The organism is Inquilinus sp. OTU3971 (genome assembly GCF_038440215.1).
The window spans coordinates 1-17,615 of the sequence record NZ_JASATH010000001.1; the positions used below are offsets into that span (position 1 = coordinate 1).

The 17,615-nt window shown below is 64.5% G+C and carries 13 protein-coding genes; 5 read left to right on the top strand and 8 right to left on the bottom strand.

Annotation, left to right across the window (positions count from 1 at the left end; translation table 11 throughout):
- Positions 1 to 247 precede the first annotated feature (247 nt).
- Positions 248 to 1,405 carry a hypothetical protein gene (locus tag AAHM41_RS00005; protein ID WP_342234440.1) on the bottom strand — a complete coding sequence of 386 codons (1,158 nt, stop codon included), beginning with the start codon at positions 1,403 to 1,405 and terminating at the stop codon, positions 248 to 250.
- A 402-nt stretch (positions 1,406 to 1,807) separates the two neighbouring features.
- Positions 1,808 to 2,203, bottom strand: a complete 396-nt coding sequence (locus AAHM41_RS00010; protein WP_446719416.1) for a hypothetical protein — start codon at positions 2,201 to 2,203, stop codon at positions 1,808 to 1,810.
- Between the two features lie 332 nt (positions 2,204 to 2,535).
- On the opposite strand from AAHM41_RS00010, the gene AAHM41_RS00015 reads away from it, so the two are divergent.
- Both AAHM41_RS00015 and AAHM41_RS00020 read left to right on the top strand, forming a co-directional pair.
- A complete protein-coding gene (locus AAHM41_RS00015; protein WP_342234441.1) occupies positions 2,536 to 3,009 on the top strand; it encodes a hypothetical protein in 474 nt (157 codons plus the stop codon).
- A gap of 100 nt (positions 3,010 to 3,109) precedes the next feature.
- Positions 3,110 to 4,951 (top strand): HipA domain-containing protein, encoded by a 1,842-nt coding sequence (locus tag AAHM41_RS00020; protein WP_342234442.1) that lies wholly within the window; start codon positions 3,110 to 3,112, stop codon positions 4,949 to 4,951.
- A 216-nt stretch (positions 4,952 to 5,167) separates the two neighbouring features.
- Here the strand turns inward: AAHM41_RS00020 and AAHM41_RS00025 are convergent, their stop codons facing one another.
- From AAHM41_RS00025 to AAHM41_RS00045, 5 genes are read right to left on the bottom strand one after another with little or no spacing between them, the layout of a single operon-like run.
- A complete protein-coding gene (locus AAHM41_RS00025) occupies positions 5,168 to 6,472 on the bottom strand; it encodes a cation:proton antiporter (RefSeq protein ID WP_342234443.1) in 1,305 nt (434 codons plus the stop codon).
- Between the two features lie 13 nt (positions 6,473 to 6,485).
- Positions 6,486 to 6,776 carry an acyl carrier protein gene (locus tag AAHM41_RS00030; protein ID WP_342234537.1) on the bottom strand — a complete coding sequence of 97 codons (291 nt, stop codon included), beginning with the start codon at positions 6,774 to 6,776 and terminating at the stop codon, positions 6,486 to 6,488.
- Between the two features lie 22 nt (positions 6,777 to 6,798).
- Positions 6,799 to 8,298 (bottom strand): amino acid adenylation domain-containing protein, encoded by a 1,500-nt coding sequence (locus tag AAHM41_RS00035; protein WP_342234444.1) that lies wholly within the window; start codon positions 8,296 to 8,298, stop codon positions 6,799 to 6,801.
- Positions 8,295 to 9,416: an acyl-CoA dehydrogenase family protein gene (locus AAHM41_RS00040; protein ID WP_342234445.1), complete on the bottom strand. Its 1,122-nt coding sequence runs from the start codon at positions 9,414 to 9,416 to the stop codon at positions 8,295 to 8,297. The genes AAHM41_RS00035 and AAHM41_RS00040 overlap by 4 nt, the downstream gene beginning before the upstream one ends.
- A gap of 41 nt (positions 9,417 to 9,457) precedes the next feature.
- A complete protein-coding gene (locus tag AAHM41_RS00045; protein ID WP_342234446.1) occupies positions 9,458 to 10,675 on the bottom strand; it encodes an NAD(P)/FAD-dependent oxidoreductase in 1,218 nt (405 codons plus the stop codon).
- A gap of 480 nt (positions 10,676 to 11,155) precedes the next feature.
- Here AAHM41_RS00045 and AAHM41_RS00050 point away from each other — a divergent pair, with 480 nt between their 5' ends.
- From AAHM41_RS00050 to AAHM41_RS00060, 3 genes are all read left to right on the top strand, one after another.
- On the top strand, positions 11,156 to 14,137 hold the full coding sequence (locus AAHM41_RS00050; protein WP_342234447.1) for a LysM peptidoglycan-binding domain-containing protein: 2,982 nt from the start codon (positions 11,156 to 11,158) through the stop codon (positions 14,135 to 14,137).
- 379 nt (positions 14,138 to 14,516) lie between these two features.
- Positions 14,517 to 15,383, top strand: a complete 867-nt coding sequence (locus tag AAHM41_RS00055) for a hypothetical protein (protein WP_342234448.1) — start codon at positions 14,517 to 14,519, stop codon at positions 15,381 to 15,383.
- A 322-nt stretch (positions 15,384 to 15,705) separates the two neighbouring features.
- Positions 15,706 to 16,623, top strand: coding sequence for a LysR family transcriptional regulator (locus AAHM41_RS00060; RefSeq protein WP_342234449.1), 918 nt, complete (start codon positions 15,706 to 15,708; stop codon positions 16,621 to 16,623).
- Positions 16,624 to 17,007: 384 nt separating this feature from the next.
- Here AAHM41_RS00060 and AAHM41_RS00065 read toward each other — a convergent pair whose 3' ends face one another.
- Positions 17,008 to 17,559: a carboxymuconolactone decarboxylase family protein gene (locus AAHM41_RS00065; protein ID WP_342234450.1), complete on the bottom strand. Its 552-nt coding sequence runs from the start codon at positions 17,557 to 17,559 to the stop codon at positions 17,008 to 17,010.
- Positions 17,560 to 17,615: the final 56 nt, after the last annotated feature.

Sequence of the window (17,615 nt, forward strand, 5' to 3'; positions counted from 1 at the left end):
CTCGCCGGTCCAAGACGGCTCCGCATTTGGCCGCCTCGACTTCGCGCCGCAAATTGAGGCGGTGAAGTGGGTTGTTACGAGGTCGATATCCTTGTGCACCGAGTGCAACTGCCGTCGCGCGGAGCTATCGAGACAGTGAATGTGGCTCAAAAGGCCCGCTTGGCGAGGTTCCTTCATCGCGGACCACGTCAAAGGCCTGCCGTTTTGAGCTTGGCAAGCGCAGAGAGCCCCGCCAAGCTCAACGACATCACTTCGGCTGTAGGCTAGGCAAATTCGGTAGCCTGTTCTGTTTCGACGGATCGAATGCGATGTTCATCTCGGACGCCACATCGGCGATAATCTGATCGATCTTGACGTCCCTCTCGTTGTTGCCCGGCCACTGCTGCAATAGATAATCGACCTCCGATGTGCGGCTTTCGGGAGGTACCTGATTGATATAACTCGAGACAATCTGGTGAAGTGCCGCCTTCCCAAGGAGGGGGGCTGTGTCCCGGAGTTGCGATTCGAATTGCGCCAGGCTGTGCGTGATAAAGTCCCGGCGGTGGGAAGCCGGCACTGCGAAAAGCCAAGCCTCGACAGCCGGTTTTATCTTCGTGCGGAACTCGTCGGCGGTTGTCGCCCCGCCCGCTATGGCATCACGAAAGGATCTGGAGATTCGCTGATATGGGAGCGCAGATCTGAAATCTTCTTCATGGCCGGGTTCACGACGGACGAGCCCGGGATCCTGACGGATGGGGTCAAAAGGTATGTCCTTTTCCATAGCGACCTGTGCGATGGTCGCGTCAATTGCTGCGTCTTTGGGATCGGGGCGTCCACTCTTCCGTGACGAAAATGTCTGCGAATAATCGTCTTGCAGCAGCTTGTTGACCGCACCGGACCGCTCATCCGCCGGGGTCAGCTCCAGAAAAGTGGAAATCACTTCTCGATGAACCGCTTCCGTTCCTATGGAGTAAAGCTCCGGTTCATTGTCCAGATCTAGTGTTCCTATACCAATCCTGCCGACGTCGGATTCATACTCCTGACGAAGCATGGACATTACGGCGTCGTAGAGATCGTCTGGCTTTGCTTGCTTGATACGGTCAAAGTACGCACTGATGTAGGGGCGCAGATAGTCGGAGCGAGCCTGAGTGGACTCCACTGAGCTTGGGGGGGCGTCTGTGTATCCAAGCAAGGAAACTCTTTGGTTGAGTAAAGTCAGTAGGCTTGCGGCCGTCTCCACAGGCATGTAGGGGGCGTTGTCGGACCCAGCCCTGTCAAGGCCGAGGTCGCTTGGCGACGGCGGAACGTCGGCATCAGCTCTCGCCGCGGCGGCGGCCGCTTGCCAGTGCGTTTCGGTGCTGCTCTCCGGAGCGTCGAGGGCGTCGTAACGAGCGATCGCCCCAAGTGTACGTGTGCGCTCGATCATGGATTCGGGGCCTCCTTGAAGATCGACGGAGAAGGCGTAACGACTCGTCGAAGTCATCCTGACCGGATGGAAGCTTACCGCCGTCTCGCTCCGAAGAGTATGCCCGCCGTCGAGGCGGAAATCGTGCTGCGTCCCCAAAAGGCGAAAACAACAATCGCGTCCGCTTGATCAGCTTCTACGTGATGTTGATTGTTCTTTGACAATGAAATTCATCGATGGCCGATATTGATAAACTGAGATCTTGCGGTTGAGACGCCTTCGGGTTAGGAAGTGGGGCGCTCCCATCCAGGCCTTGAGGTTGCCGAAGGTTTGCTCCGCCGTCTGCCCGCGGACGCGCATGGCACCCGGCGTCCGGTCCAGCCGCTGCTGCATGGCATCGATGACGGCCTCATGCTCCCAGCTTTAGAGGCGGCGCTCCTGGCCGATTGTGCATCGCGGCTTGATCGGACAGGTGGAGCGGGTGCTGGCCCAATACCCGCGCCAGGTCAGCCCGTTCTCGACATTGTCGAGCCGCCGGGTCAGCCGCTCCCCGGCCGGGCGGCGATAGGCGTCCTCCACGGGGATATAGACGAAGTCCTGCTTGCCGAACCGCCCTTCGGCCTTGGCGCCTGAGGTGAGCGGCTTGGGCACGAGCGGCGTCATGCCGGCCTGGTCGCAGGCCAGGATTTCCTTGTACTTGAAGGTGTCGCGATCGACAATGACGGTCAGCGCTTTGTGCCCTGTCGCCTTTCGCGCCCGACCCGCCATCTTCGAGAGCTGGGTGCGGTCGTTGCCGATATTGGTCACCTCATGGGCCACGATCAGGTGGGGCTTGGCATCGACCGCGACCTGCTGTTGATGCCGGAGTGATCCTCCCCGGAAGTGCCGATTGAATCTTCCCCAGCGGCGCTTGAGGCTCGATCACCGATGATCGTCCCCGAACGATGGAGGGACGGTTCGGTGGTCCGACTTTGTTGAACTCGTGATGCTTTTGGACTCGCGACGATGAACGACATCGAGATGCAATCCCGTTTGGCCGAGAAACCTTCACCTGTTCGACGCTTGAGGATCAGCGCTGCGCCGACCCCTGGCCGCGCTCTTCGATGCACCCGCTCACATGCTCAGCGGTGGCTCGATCGACGATATTGAAAATGGGCTCGCCGGGTGAAGGCGATGCGGCTCTGCGTGATCGGTTCATCTTGAACCATGTCGCGTCGCGCGAGCCTTCTTCGCTATCCCCGCATATCGAGGAGCGCATCTACAACGGCTTTCCGGGGCCGAATGACGACATGCGCATGGCGCCCTTCCATAAAGCCTCCCGGTCGGATCGCTTCGCCAATGTGCAGTGCTTCGAAGATGAGCTGCGGTGGTTCGGGCTTCGCCTCCTTTACGTTGAAGCACGCGCAGTTCTTCCCGAGTCGGCGCGGCAGGAGATCGAGGACCGGTTGGCAAGTCAACTCACAGGCGACGGCACGGGCTGCCTTACCTACGAGCAGGCCTTGGCCGAGACGGATAAATGGCTGGCGGAGGCGATCGACGCGGATGGTTTGCTCGCTTGGTACCGCCTTTATCTTCACGAGCGGAGCGCGCGAGCAGCCGCGTTCCGGGCTCGGCGGGCCGCCTGAGCTTGACGGAGTTGACTTTCGCGCACCTGAGATGCGCGATTGTCCTTGACAGGCGAGCCGATTCTTGGGACTTTCACGCATCTGAGATGCGAGATCGTCCGTGTCCATAGTTCTGGTTGGAGAAACGGTTGATCGACGGCGCGCCCACGCCCAAGCGGCGACCGGAGAGCTGATCCAGCTTGTCCGCGGCGTCTATGTCACAGCAGACTCGGACGTTGATGCGGTCGTCTTGGCGCACGCCGTTCGGATCGCACACTACCTCTATCCGAACGCTTACCTGTCATCTGCTTCGGCCGCGCTGCTCGGGCCGACGCCCGACGGCCGCCTGTTCATCAGTGGTCGACGCAATCAACGAACGCGGCTTCGCAACCTCGAAATCATTCAGAACGAGGCGCCGCCGCATCCCTCGACTGCGCCTGCGATCGTGGGGGACGACCAGGGCGAGTTCCGAATCGAAGTGTCATCGCCGCGTCAGCGCTTCCTTGAAGCCTTCCGTCTGCGCAGCGAGCACGCGAGCGCGATCACCGACCCATTACGCGCCGAGATGGCCGTGCGACTGATCGAGGAATATGGGTCATCGCAGGCTACGGCCGACGCGCTCTGGGTGCTGGCGCGCGAGAACGGCTGGTATCGAGAAGGCGAAGCCGCCGAACGCTATTTGATAGCCCGCCCGGTCGCCGGCAAGCCGCCCGTCAACAGGGCCGCGCTTGACCGCATTGTCGCCTGGCACAGCAAGCCGCTCGGTCGCCTCACTCACGACGGCTTTGAGTGGCGCTGGAAGTCCGCCTCCCATGTCGGCCCTCCACTCATTCGTCAGACCACGCCGGGCAAGCTTCCCGCGTTTGTGGAGTCGCTCCTGCCCGAGGGCTGGCTCGCCCAGGTTCTCCACGATCGCGACGATCGGGAGGCGCTTCGCCGCGGCAAGCGGTTCATGTCCAATATCGCCGTCGTTGAAAGCCAGGATGAGCTCGACGTCTTGCCGGCCGACGTGCTCCAAGCGCCGCTTGAAGCATTCGCTGAACAGGGAAGGTTCACCGGCCGCTATGCTGGCCCCTCAAGAGGCGACCTGGAGCAGACCTTCGAGGAAAACCTGGCGCAACTCTTCGATCGCGCGGACACGCCGCGACTCTCAGGCGTCCAGATCAAGGCGCCGATGTGCCTCACCAATGAGGGCACGCTGCTCCCGGCGATAGAAGAGCCATTCACTCACATCCTGAAGCCGGCCGGGACCGCCGGGTTCGAGGCATTGCCGGTCGTCGAATGGTTCTGTCTGGAGCTTGGTCGGGCGGCCCGGTTCACCGTGCCTGACGCGGCGCTCGTTGGCATGCCCGACGGCATGACGCCCGCGCTAGTCGTTGAGCGGTTCGACATCCGGCGCGGGCCGGAAGACCATCGTCGTCTTGCGCTCGAAGACTTCTGCTCGGTCCTCGATCTGCCGGCTTCGGCCAAATACGACGGAACGATCGAACGGATGGCCAGAGGGCTGCGGCCGCTTTCCACTGACCCCGCCGAAGATCTCGATATCTTGTTTCGACGAGCCCTGTTCGCCTGGCTGATTGCCGACGGCGACATGCACCTGAAGAACCTTGCGCTCCTTAAGACCGCTGCACTTGGCGCACGGCGGTTCGAAAGCGTCCGGTTCGCGCCGCTCTATGACTCGGTGACCACACGCGTTTTTCCTGGTCTCGCCGGGGATCGGATGGCGTTGAAGCTGAATGGGAAGGACGACCGTCTCACGCCGGGAGATTTCCTGACGCTCGCCCGTACAATCGAACTGCCGCTTGCTCGCGCAGAGGAGGCGATGACCAGTGTTGCGGCGGCCATGCGCGAGGCCGTGACAGTGCTTTCGCTTCCGGGCTTCGCGCGCGATCGCGAGAACACCCGATTGGTTGAAGAGCGCGTGAAGGCCATCGTCGTTGAGCGAAGCGACGCGTTCACATGAACTCTGGATCGATCAAGATCCATGTGGGGGGCGGATCTCGGCGGGTTCGAGTTTCTGTCCGTGGGGGCGCCGACGAGGTTAGCTTCTGGCAATCCGGCGGTCGGTCGCAGTTTCGGGCCCTGCAGCCAGGAGAGCTGTTCTTTTTCAAGCTCGATAGCCCATGCCACTTCGGCGGCGGCGGTCTCTTCGGCCATGCGTCGATCGTGCCGATTTCACCTAGGGCGAAGCGGTCAGCCGCTCGCGGCTCATGAGGTGTCGGATCAGGGGCGTCGCGATGAATGTGCTGGCAAGCGCCATGATCACGAGCATCGTGAACATCTGCCTGGGCAGAACGCCGAGGTCGTATCCGATGTTGAGCGCGATCAACTCCATGAGTGCGCGTGTGTTCATGGCGACGCCGATCGCCGCGGCTTCGCGCGGACGCTCGCCGACGGCCCTGCTGGCGAGATACGCGCCGCCGAACTTTCCGGCAAATGCCACGAGGCACACCAACGCGCAGGTTCCCCATGCGGCGGGAGAGCTCAATGATCCGATGTCGGTCCTGAGGCCGGTATAGGTGAAGAAGAGAGGCAGGAAGAAGGCATTCACCAGGACTCCGGCCCGCTCATGCCACTGTGAGACGAATGAGCGCTCCTCATGGAGAGCGACGCCGATCAGAAAGGCGCCGATGATCGCGAAGACGCCGAGATTGCTGGTGATCGACGCCGATGCGAGAAGGACGATCAGCAGGATCGCCATGGATGACATCGACGACGCGGACGGCCGGCTCGCTTCATGCCGCAGATAGCGGCGAAGCAAGGGGCGGACGACATGGAATACAAGTCCGAGGAAGGCCACCAGGCCCGCGATCTTCAGGGCGAACGTCGTGGCGTCGAAACGCGCCGCGACTGTCGTCGAGACCACGCCGAGGAGAATCCAGCCGCAGATATCGTCGATTGCGGCGGCGCCGATGGTCATCGCCGCGGTACGGGTGTGGGACAAGCCCAGCTCCATGAAGATGCGTCCAAGGATCGGGATTGCCGTGATGGACATGGCGGTGGCGAAGAAGAGCCGAAAGGCCGCCAGATCCGGGCGCGGCGGCGTCATCTGGCCCCAGAACCAAGGCGCTGTCAGGAACCCGAGGCCAAAGGGCACCAGGATCCCGGAAAGGCTGATGGCGAGGATCGCACGGCGCTCGGTCCCGAGCTGGGTGCGGAACTGGAACTCCAGTCCGATCTGGAACATCAGGAGGATGAGGCCGATCTGGGCGAAGCCGACGAAGATCGTCGATGTCTCCGGGACGAACAAACGACCCGAGACGTCGGGAAACAGTGCTCCGAGGACACTGGGGCCGAGAGCGAGGCCCGCCAGAATCTCGCCGGCCACGGCCGTTTGTCCGAGAAAGCGCCGGCCGATCCAGCCGACGATCCGCGTTACGATCAGAATGGCGATCAGCTGATAAAGCAACGCCAGCGTCAGGTGCTCCGCCGACATTCCAACCGCGGATTGGACTGGATCGGCAGTCCGGGCAACGGCTTCCAAGGCGTCGCTCCCACTATTCCAGGTCTGTCGTCTCAGTCGAGCCCCTGGCCATTGGCTTGGCGCCGAGCATCAGGACAAGGTTCACAATCGCGGCGATGGATTGCAGATTGGCTGCGGTGATCTGCTCGGCGGGAACGACAACGCCGAATTGTCGAGTGACGAAGGCCAAGAGCTTGATCACGGCCAGCGAGTTCAGGATCTTCAATCCGAGAAGCGGTGTCTGGACGTCCAGTTCCGACAGATCGCCGTCCAAATGCTCCCGAGCGATGTGCTCGAGCAGGACTCGCTCAATCTCGGCGCGCATCACGGTGTCAATCTCCAGGCGATCACGGCTGTTGCATGCTCTCGTTGGCGGATCGGCGGAGAGCCTCGATATCTCGCTTGCCGTTCCGGTTCCGCGGGATCGCGATGACGAACAGAAAGCGGTCGGGGATCATGTAGGAAGGGAGGAGGCTGGCGCAGTGGCGCCTCAGCGCCAACCCGCCCGGGCGGGGATCGCGCGTCACGACGAATGCGGTCACGAATGCCCTATCGGATGTTTTGACGACGACGACGGCGCCCTCGACAACCTGGTCGTGCCGAAGGAGAACGGCCTCGATCTCCCCCGGCTCGATGCGATAGCCCCGTATCTTGGCCTGAGCGTCGCGGCGCCCGACATACTCGTACTGTTCGGATGCCAGCCGGCGCACGAGGTCGCCTGTGGCGTAGGGGCGGTTCAATTGCGGCTCGCCTCCCCAATAGCCGGACATCACCGTGGGGCCGGCGACCATGAGCTCGCCGACCCCGCCGATGCGCGTCTCTCGCCCCCTCTCGTCGACGGCCCAAATCCGATTGCCGGCCGCAGCGCTGCCGATCGGCACCGGACGGTGGCGTCGTTCATCCACCGCAAGGATTTCATAGGCCGCGCAGACGTTGGTCTCCGTCGGGCCGTAGAGGTTCCAAAGCCGAAGCGTCGGAAACCGTGCTCTCAATGCGCGGACGTAACGGATGGGGAAAGGCTCGCCGGCAAAGAGAAGCGCCCGCAGCGCGGGGGTGCCCGCGTCGAGAAGGCCGCCGGAATCGATCATGAGCTGCAAGGCGAAGGGCACCGAATACCAGATCGTGATCCGCTGCTCGACGATCAGCCGGACCAGGGATTGCGGGCTGTACCCCAGCATCTCCTGGACCATGACGACACAGGCGCCGCAGGACCAGGCCGCGTAGAAGTCGAGGACCGAGAGATCGAAATGCAACGGCGCATGATTGGCGAAGCGATCGTCGCTGGTCGCCGCGAGGATGCCGGCGGCCCAGTCCACGAATGCCATGGCGGCACGATGGCTGATGCACACCCCTTTCGGCCTGCCTGTCGACCCCGAGGTGAAGAGGATGTAGGCCAGTGCCTCGACCTCCACGATGACACGAGGAAGGGGCCGCGTCGCGCCACCATCGCGAAACGGGTCCATCCCTTCTGCCAGGAGACGCACGCACCCGTCCGGCAATTCCGCCGAGGCGAACTCGCCCGCCAGCGACGCGGGCCCGATCACTGCGCGGCTCCCGCAGCTTCCGGCGATCGACGCGACCCGCGAGATCGGATTGAGCGGATCGCACGGCACGTAGACGGCGCCGAGGCGCAAGATGCCCTGCTGCAAGGCCACCGCGATGCGCGACTTCGGCAGCCAGACGACCACCCGGTCGCCTGCCGCCACGCCGCGGTCGCGCAGCGCCAGCGCGGCACGATCGGCCGCGCGATCCAGCTCGTCGAACGTGGCGGTCCCGTCAGGGGCCACCAAGGCCTCTCTCCGAGGACGCCGCAGGGCGGCGCTTCGCAGGATGTCCGCGACACTCACAGCCCGAGATGCCGCGCGATGATCTCGCGCTGAATGTCGCTCGTGCCGGAAACGGTCACCGACGGCAAGGCGTCGAAGAGGCCGAGAGCGATGCCCGCATCATTCACGAAGCTGTTGCCGCCATGAAGCCGCATCGCATCGAGGCCGGACTGGAGGGCCGCTTCGCTGACCGCGATCTTGGCGAGCGACACGGGAATCGTCGCATCGGCACCCTGATCGAGCAGCCAGCAGGCTCGATACAGCAACCACCGTGCGGCCTCCAGGCGCAGCTTCATGTCGACGAGCCGATGGGACACCGCCTGATTGCGGCCGAGCGGACGACCGAACTGCCGCCGGTCACGGGCGTGGGTGAGCGCGCTTTCGAGGTCGCGCTCCATCGCACCGATATAGAGCGCGAAGAGGCAGGCTCGCTCCCAAAGGACCGCGGATTGGAAGATCGCGGCTCCGGCGCCTTCCGCGCCGAGCCGGTTCTCTTCGGGAATGCGGCAGTCGGTCAGGAAGATCGGCCCGACAGGCGCTCCTGCCAGTGCGGTCTTCTCATACGGCGCGCCGCGTGTGAACCCGGGCGTCTCGCGCTCGACGAGGAATGCTGAGATGCCGAGGTGACCGTGCGACGGATTCGTCGAGGCATAGACCACGACCGCGTCGGCCACGGGCCCGTTGGTCACATGGGTTTTGCAGCCGTTGAGGCGATATCCACCGTCCACGCGATCCGCAACGGTCTTCAATGCGTAGATGTCGGAGCCGGCGTCCGCCTCGGTGATTGCGCCGGCCCCGACCCACGCCCCCGAGCCGAGCCGCGGAAGGACGCGGCGGCGAACAGCTTCGGGTGCGTGAGTTGCAATCGTCATGGACGCCATGAAGAGATGGGCGCAGGCCGAAAAGACCAGGCCGGGATCCGCCGCCTTCCCGAAGGCCTCGATGACCCGGGCCGTCGTCAGTGCGTCGAGCCCCATCCCGAAACGGCCTGCCGGCACCGACAGCCTGAGCAACCCGAATTGGCCCAGTCGCCACCAGGTCTGCTGATCCCATTCGATCGGCAGCGGGGGGAGCGCCTGTGCGAAACGCAGCGCCGCCTCGTACAACTCGTCCTGTTGGGCGCTCCAGGCGAAATCCATGGCAGTGCGTCCGTCTCGGCGGGCCCGTCGTCGGGCCGGCTCTATGGTCTTCCCGTCAGGATCACATCCAGATCCGCTCGATCGAAGCCGCCGCTCAGCAGAATGACGAGCTGCTCGCGGAGAAGGGGGGCGCTGCGCGAGATTCGGAAGATGTGCTGGCGCTCCTTGCTCTTCATGATCCGGTACCAGTTGACGATGATCCGATGCATCTTCTCGATCGGCCTTCGTATCCGCTCCTCGTAGGGCTTGAGGGCCGCTTCCGAGACGTCTCCCCGCTCGAGCCCGTCGGCGAGGGCTTCGGCCGCGTAGTCGGCCCCGCGCATCGCGAGCATCACGCCCGAGGAGAAGATCGGATCGATGAACATCGCGGCATCGCCAATCATGACGAAGCCGTCTCCGACGAAGTTGTCCGACAGGTAGGAAATGGATGGAATCTTCCGAAGCGGCATCCGTGGGCGCGCGGTCTCAATCCAGGGCCGTATCAGATCGTCCCTTGTGATGGCGCGATCGAACAGGATCTGCGGCCCCGCCCGTTGCTCGCGGACATAGTCGGCATCAAGGACGACACCGACGCTGACGATGTCGTTGCGCAAAGGAATGTACCAGATCCACCCGCCCTCAGTGCTGTGGATGTCCGTGACCACCGAGCCGTCTTCGATCGCGCGCCGTCCGGCGCCTTCAAAATGTGTGTAATAGGCGACCTTCATCAACTCGGGATTGGCATAGCGGCGTCCCAATCGGCCGGCCAGGAGGGTGCGACGTCCGCTGGCATCTACGATGGCCCGGGCGGCGAGTTCGTGATCGCTGCCCCCCTCCTTGAAGCGAACCCCCACCGCATAGCCGTCACGGAAGACGACGTCCTCGACCTTGCATCCCTGCCGTATCTCCACGCCCGCCTCGGCTGCCGCTTCGACCAGGAGCTGATCGAAATGGGCACGGTCCACATGGAACGTGAAGGGATTGACGAAGTATTCCGGAAACTCGTCCGTGCGGATCAGGAACTCCTCGATCGCATCCGTGTCCTCGATGCGAAACAGCGCGCCGCGCTTCTCCGGATAGCCGGCCTCTTCGATGCGCTGCCGGATGCCGAGCCTCTCCCACAGCTCCCAGGCTGCTGGAAGCAGGGATTCGCCGATGGCGAAGCGCGGGAAGACCTCCCGCTCCAGGACCGTGACGCGGAGCCCCCTCTGACGCAGTCGGATCGCGCATGTGCAGCCCGCGGGGCCAGCCCCGATGATGACGACATCGGGCGCCGTCATGATCTTTTCTCCATTCACACGTCCGCGCATCTCGGTGCTGGTCCGGAGTGCCGAGGCTATCGAATCGTCGACGGTGGCCTTCACGTGCTCGATTGCAGATGGGTCCCAGCTGTCTTTGGCCCGGCATTCGCCTGGCCATCCGAAGGGTGGAGCCGGTGGAGTACCGTCTGACCAGATGGCTTCCGTCTGGCGAACCGACTTCTACGTGAGCCCAAATGCCATTCGATAGTGAAATTACTAGATAACCGATATCGATGTATCGAAATTGTACATTCGAGCGATCTGGAACCGATCATGGTGTGGAGCTGGAAAGTTGCTGATGCAGAATTATTTGTGATAAATTTGTTGATCCTTCCGGCACCGTCATTCGGCCGGGCGATGTGTTGTCCGATCAGGGATTGTGCGGCGCACAATATTGTCCTTAGAGTTCTCAGATAACGACACCGCACGACAGGGAGGGCACGAGCCGAGGGAAACATCATGCCCAGGACTTTCGACGTTACCAGCGGAGCCGCCGACCCGTCCCGGGATGCCTCGGACGCCGTCGACTCGTCGTTCCTCGATGTCGCGTGGCAGTTGGAGGCGCCGCAGCGCCGGGCCACCACTCCCGGCGTCCGGATGCCGCTGCCCGGCCTGGCGGGTCGCGTGGCGCCGGGCGGCCGGATCGACTACCGCCTCGTCCGGGGCGACACGCTGACAGAGATCAGCAAAGCGGCTCCTCCGTCGTTTCGGCGGACGGTGGGGGAACTGCAGCGCCTCAACGGCATCCGCGATCCGGACCGGATCCACGCAGGCAGTCCCCTCCTGCTGCTGAGCGATCGGAACATGCAGCGCATCCAGTGGCTCGACGGGCTGGAACAGCAGCGGATCGCCGCCCGGAGCCTGGCCCGTGGCCTTGACATGAACCCGGCGGAGAGGGCGGACGCGAATGACAGGTCGACCGGCCAGCGGGCGCTCGATGGGCAGCGCGGCGTGGTCGCGGCGTATCTTGCGGACGGCGTCACGGGAATGGCGCATGACGGTGCCGCCGTCGCCACCACGCTCGTTCAGATGGCGAGTGACCTCAAGCGGCTGGGGCCTCAGACCACGGAGTTCGCACGGATCGTCGACGAGAGCCGTGTGACCCTGGAAAGCAGTCTGGAACGGACCTTCGGGCCGCTGCACACCAGCATTGCCGCGGCCCAGGCGAACCCGGGGACGTGGGATGGGGTCAGGACGGCCGCGGTCGGACTCTTCGATGGCCTGATCGCCGGCAATTCGGACCCGGAGGCCACGATCGACACGGCGCTGGACATGCTGGTCAGCTACGGTCCTGTCGACGGGAGCTACAGCAGGGCCTTGGCCGACGCGTCGTACGAGGTGCTCTACGGGCGCCAGATGGCAGCGATCGACCGGGCATTCCAGGAGGGCGGCGGCAGCAGGGCCCTGCAGCAGGCGGCGCAGGTCGCCGAGACGACGGGCGGCTACCGCATGGCCCTGATCCTCGAGGGCGCGGCGGGGACGATCGACAGGTCGATCGCCCAGATTGGCCAGGAGCGAATGCTCACGGACCGGTCGCCGCTTCTCGCCAGTCTCGCGGCGGTGACGGACAGGGCCGGCGAGGACGCTGCGGTCGGCCGGCCCGTGGTCGAGCGGATCGCGCGCTCGGTCGCCGCTGCCCATCGCGGCGAATGGAGCGACGGCAAGGCCGCCCCGGCCGGGGAGTTGCCGGTCGCCTTCGGCATGCTGGCGCGTGAGGGCCGCGGAGTGGGCTTGGCGCTGGCGGTGACGGGAGTCCTGCAGGAGGAAAAGCGGGACTGGGAGGCGGGCACCCTTCTCGGCCTCACCTTGGGCGGCCTCGAGGACTACCAGGAGATGGTGCGGGGCCGGGTGGACGGCCTGCTCGGCGATATGCCGCTGATGCTGCACGAATGGCCGGGCAACGACGGCGCCGTCGAGTCGCAGATCGTGAGATACCTGTCGCGGGATCCCGGGAGATTGGGCCAGGTCGACGACGCCGGTTACCGCATGACGCTGATCCAGAACGCGCTGGGCGATGCCCTGCCCGCGCTCAAGGGGGGGGCCGGCCACGACCGCCTTGAGGCGGTGCAGAGGTCGATCGCCGGCGAGCCGCGGGTGGATCTCGCGATGCGGATCAGCACCAAGGCGGCCGCAGCCTATGCCAGCCAACTCCGCCAGATGTCGATTTCGGAGCAGGCGCTGGGCGCCCCGGCCAACTGGAACTGGACCGAGCGCACCGCGATCTCTGAGATCCAGGCTTTTGCGAAGGCTCCGGTCTCCCCGACCAGTGCGATTGCTGCCGGTCGTCTGCTCGCCGACCCGGTGGCGCGGGAACAGGTCGGCCGAATGCAGAACATCTGGCTCAACACAGCCAGCCCCGAGCGTCGCGAGAAGGTCCTGTCGTTGCTCAGGTCCTGGGTGTCGCGGCCCGGTGCGCTGCCGGAGGGACTGTCCCCACGCGCGGGCGTCAGTCCTGCCACCCCGCCGGGGGCGGGCCTCGGGATGCTGCAGAGCTTCCTCTATGTCGACCAATCGCTCCGGTATATGCCGCAGGCGTCTCTGGATTCGGTATCAGAGGCGTGGAACGCCGCCTTCGTCTACGGCTATTGGGTGCCGGCCGGCGGTGCGGAAATCCTCAAGACCGCAGGGGGCATCATCCAGCAGGAGATCGCGGCCGGTCGGATCTCGGCCGACAACCGGCTGGCGCGCCTCACGGATTTTGCCGCCGTTGACGGCCGCAAGGGCTGGGCGCGCCTCGCCACCGGCATCGACGTCGTGGGCAACACCATTCTCACGAGCTATGCCGCCTACCTCTGGGGCCAAGGCGATCACGGCCACGCCACGTTCAATACGATCGCGGCTACGGGCGGCTGGGGCGCGATGGCACCGGCGCGGAGCGCCTTGAGGTTCGTCAGGTTCGGCGGCTGGTTCGGGCTCGCCGTCGGCGTGGTCGGCGACGGGATCTGGACCAATGTCGAGCGATCGAAGGCCGCGGCGACACACGAGCCGGTCTCGCGCGACTGGCTGAAGGGAATGGGCGTCCCCGACGAATACGCCGGCATTCTCGCGGATCGGAATGCGGACGGCGAAGGCGTCGGTCCGCTGCTGCCGGTTCTGGCCAAGGAGCTGAGCATGGACGGGGCGACGCTCCTCTCCCGGCTGGTCGGCTCGAACTCGCCCGAGAAGGTCCGGGCGTTCGTCGGCCTCGCCCACCGGGTGCCGCACGAGGATGGCGGCTACCTGATGGCTCGGCCGGACACCCTGGCGATGAAGGTGGAGCAGGGGCTGGTCGGGCCGGAGGCCACGTTCCGGGAGGATACGAAGGCGCTGCTCCGGCGCCTCGAACTCGAGGGGAAGGATCTCGGTCAGGTCCCCCCGGGCCTGCTCGACATGGTTCCGGAGTTGGCCAGCGTGGCCGACCTTGCCCAGTGGATGCGCAACAACCTCAATCTGGCGGGCTGATATGGCGGTGGAGCGCCCGCCCGCCTGGGCGGGCAGGCGCGATCCTGGCCGCGGCGGGAACGCGCTGCAGACCGTTTGGCTCGGTCGATCGACGATCAGCTCCCGATCAAGGGATAGTGGAGCGATGGTTCCCTGGAAGTCGTCGAGCCGGCTTGGCCGGTCCGACGCGCCAATCTGTGCGGGCGCGCGTAGGAGGAACAGTCGATATCGATGTTCATAGTATCATGTTTCGATTATTTTCATTGGAAAAAACTCCGGTCCTTGGCCACTCAATGCTGCGTCTGACCTTGCGGGAGCGAGGCAACGTCCGGGATGTTGTCGCGTCGTTTGTGTGTCCGTGATCGCGGTATTCATGCCCGCCGCAACTTGGGAGAAGGCTATGGCGCTGCTGGTCGATGGGAAGGGCGATGTCTATCAGCCCGACGGAGCGAGGCATCTCAAGAAGTTGGAGCTTGATGCAGGGGAACGAGAATTCGTCCAGAGCAAGGTTGCGGCGCTCGCTCAAAGCCGGGGCACGACCCCTGACGCCTTGTTCTCCGAAGGCAACCATGTCGGCCTGCTTGAGGAGGCCCTTGAGGATCCGGCAGCGGGGAAGAGACACGATTCCATGTGGCAAGGCGCGGTCGACATCGGCTACACGCCATCTCAGGCTGCGGATCTCGAGGCGCTGAACCGCCAGGTCGCGGATCCCCACAAGATGCAGGAGTACGACGCCTTCCTCCTGCCGCAGGGCCTGTCACCCGAATTGCTGTCCGGCGCTTCGGCCGACGAGGCCCAGCCGCAATCGCCCACTTCCAAATACTTGACCGCTGCCGAAGCGGGCGAGGGACTTAAGAACACGCTTGCACCCGTCGTCGGCGCAGGAGAGCCCACTCAGGAGCAGGTGGCTGGCCTGATCCGGCCCGATGCCGAGGCGTTTCTGAACGCCGCTCCTTCCGCCGAAGAAAGGAAGATACGGCGGGATGCCCTGCTTCAGGTGGACTACGGTGTTCAATTTAGACAGAGCGACCGGCCCAAGGCCGATCATATCAACGGCGCCGTTAGGTCCGTTCTCTTGGACATTGACTTCGATGCCGTAAAGCGCAGCGGCGGTGATCCAATGACGGTGCTCGAGGAAATATTTGGCACTCTCAATACCAGCTACCCTGACCCGGCTGATCGGGAAAATATTTGGCAAATTGCCAAGACGAGTGGTCTGGCGCGTGGTGTTGACCCGAGTGCAATTGGGTACTTGGAGCGGCACTGAGCCTGTATAGGCGTCGATCAGATTGGCGGGCCATCTAGCATCTGTGCCCGCAATGCCGTGCGGCGCCGGGAAGGGTCGGGGGCGTTGGCCAGGGAGGTTCGGCTTGGTGGTAACGGTGTCAGCAGTTCTCTCCGTGCCGGATCCGACGGGCGATGGCTGCGTTGCAGAGGTCGGTGACCGTTTTTGCATGCTCGGTCTTCCTCGGCGTACAGGCGTCTGATGGTTTGTCTCTCGGTCGATTCCATCTTCGTTCCTGCCTGTATCGTTCCAACCCGGTGCGAGGGTAGCATCGACCGGCTGCCACTCGCCGACCGGAAGTGTCATGGATCGGTTGGATGCGATGACCCTGTTTGTGGCTGCGGTCGATGAGGGAAGCCTCTCGGCTGCGGCACGGCGGTCGGGAGTCCCGCTTGCGACGGTCAGCAGAAAGGTCTCCGACCTCGAGGCGCATCTCAAGACGCGCCTGCTCAACCGGGCGACGCGAGGCCTGTCGCTGACCGACGCCGGTCGCGACTACTATGCCGCATGTAAGCGGATCCTGGATGAGGTTGGCGAGGCCGAGCGGGCCGCCTCGGGTGAGTACAGCGCACCCAAGGGAGATCTCGTCGTGACCGCTCCGGTCGTATTCGGCCGGATCCATATGCTGCCGATCGTCGCGGAGTTCCTGCAGGCCCATCCGGACGTCAATGTCCGCCTTGTCCTCGCAGATCGCGTGATCAATCTTCATGAAGAGCGTGTCGACGTCGCACTGCGCATCAGTGCATTGCCCGACAGCAGCCTGCTGGCCAAGCGGGTCGGGGAGATTCGCCGTGTGATCTGCGCCAGCCCCTCGTATCTCGATGCTCGTGGCGTGCCGCTCGAGCCGCAGGACCTGGCACGTCACGAGTGTATCACCTTCGAGACCCTGGCCGCGCCTGCGACCTGGGTTTTCGGAGACCGTGAGAGGCCACTCTTGGTCCCGGTTCGCTCGCGGCTCGTGACGACCACGGCCGAGCCCGCCGTCGACGCCGCAACGCTCGGGATCGGTATCGCCCGCGTCCTGTCATACCAGGTCGCGGCTGCCGTGCGGAACGGGGCCCTCCGACTCATCCTCGAGGGCTTTGAGCCTCCTCCGGTCCCGGTCAGCCTCGTGTATTCGGGGGGCGGCCGGATACCCCTCAAGCTTCGAGCCTTTCTCGACTTTGCGACGCCGCGTCTCAAGGCGCGGCTCTCCGGCTTCGCTGCGCCGGTCAGCCCTTGAGACGAGCGCCGGATCGCCTGATTGGACGCGACACCGCGCCCGGCATCCCAGGTTCCTCTTCGGCGAAGCCGGCGATGACAGGTACGCGCGCGCCCCAAGCCGATTCCGGCGAGGACGGGCCGCTCCCGATCGCAGAACGTCGGGAACGGCCCGGGATCCTCCCTGCGCCGCCGTCACCGACGGCGGCTATCCTTCATTCCGAGAGCTCTCCGACACCCGCGCCGATGGCCAAAGGGCGCCTGCGCCTTGGCCGCGGAGGCGCCGTCGCTCCGACAATCGCCGATCGGGCGTCGGCCGGCTCCTGCCCCGCAGGCGGGACCGCTGCGGGCCGGCCACCGGGCGCTTCGCGCATCCCGTCCGCCCCCGGGTGGCTGCCAACCCTGCTCACGCAGCCTTGCGGGCGTTGACCACGGGGAAGTCGATCTCGGTCTTGGCGACTTCGTTGATATAGTTGGTCCAGGTGTTGAGCGCGACGTGGAGCACGATCTCGATGATCTCGGCCTCGTCATAGCCGGCAGCCTTCACCGCGGCGACGTCGTGTTCGCCGACATGGCCGCGCTCGGCCGCAATTTTCGCGGCGAAGCGCACGGCCGCATCCGCCTTCGGGTCGCTGGACGTTCCGTTCCGGTTCGCCGCGATCTCGGTGTCATCCAGCTTCGCGAGGTTCCTGCCGAGGTAGGTGTGCGCCGACAGGCAGTAGTCGCAGCCGTTGATCTCGGCGACGGCCAGGGCGATGCGCTCGCGCGTCGCGGGGGATAGCCTGCCCTTCGCCAGCGCGCCGAACAAGCCGAGATAGCCCTCAAGGGCAGGCGTGCTGTTCGACACCAGACGGAACAAGTTCGGCACCACGCCGAGCTGTTCGTTCACCGCCTGGAGGAGCGGCTGCGACGCCGCCGGCGCATCTGCGATCGTGGCGGGCGTGTGGAGGCGGGACATTGGGCTTCCTTTCTCTGGCAAGCACAGGCTTGTGCGTCTCACGGAAGCCAAGCTAT

What these genes read in the sequence shown, in the direction of transcription:
- AAHM41_RS00005 (WP_342234440.1), bottom strand. Translation starts at nt 1,405, where the DNA reads ATGATCGAGCGCACACGTACACTTGGGGCGATCGCTCGTTACGACGCC.
- AAHM41_RS00015 (WP_342234441.1), top strand. Translation starts at nt 2,536, where the DNA reads ATGGGCTCGCCGGGTGAAGGCGATGCGGCTCTGCGTGATCGGTTCATC.
- AAHM41_RS00030 (WP_342234537.1), bottom strand. Translation starts at nt 6,776, where the DNA reads ATGCGCGCCGAGATTGAGCGAGTCCTGCTCGAGCACATCGCTCGGGAG.
- AAHM41_RS00040 (WP_342234445.1), bottom strand. Translation starts at nt 9,416, where the DNA reads ATGGATTTCGCCTGGAGCGCCCAACAGGACGAGTTGTACGAGGCGGCG.
- AAHM41_RS00045 (WP_342234446.1), bottom strand. Translation starts at nt 10,675, where the DNA reads ATGACGGCGCCCGATGTCGTCATCATCGGGGCTGGCCCCGCGGGCTGC.
- AAHM41_RS00050 (WP_342234447.1), top strand. Translation starts at nt 11,156, where the DNA reads ATGCCCAGGACTTTCGACGTTACCAGCGGAGCCGCCGACCCGTCCCGG.
- AAHM41_RS00055 (WP_342234448.1), top strand. Translation starts at nt 14,517, where the DNA reads ATGGCGCTGCTGGTCGATGGGAAGGGCGATGTCTATCAGCCCGACGGA.
- AAHM41_RS00060 (WP_342234449.1), top strand. Translation starts at nt 15,706, where the DNA reads ATGGATCGGTTGGATGCGATGACCCTGTTTGTGGCTGCGGTCGATGAG.
- AAHM41_RS00065 (WP_342234450.1), bottom strand. Translation starts at nt 17,559, where the DNA reads ATGTCCCGCCTCCACACGCCCGCCACGATCGCAGATGCGCCGGCGGCG.